The organism is Burkholderia sp. 3C (assembly GCF_054589155.1).
In genome coordinates, this window is record NZ_BAAILN010000120.1 from 44,240 (window position 1) to 44,533 (window position 294).

Consider the following 294-nt stretch of genomic DNA (forward strand, 5'->3'; position numbering starts at 1 on the left):
GGCACGCCCGACGCCAACACCGCCGCCGATGCAACGGCTACCGGCAACGCACCGGCCACGGCCGGCCGCAACAGCGGCAACGCCGGCAACCGCGCCCACGGCGCACGCAACACCAAGAGCGCGCGCAACGCGGCCAACCCGCAGGAGCCGCCGAGCAACGCCAACGAATTCGTGCCGCTGCCGTCCGCGGCAGCCGACGTACCGGCCGCAGCCGCGCCGCAAGGCGCACCGGCCCGCTCGTATGCGCCGATGCTCGCATCGGCACGCCGCCCCGATGCGCCGCCGGCGCGCCGG

General features: G+C 76.9%; 1 pseudogene. It reads left to right on the forward strand.

The annotated features are described in order from the left end of the window. A pseudogene (locus tag ACYP33_RS24235) lies at positions 1-294 on the forward strand (hypothetical protein); the annotation flags it as partial.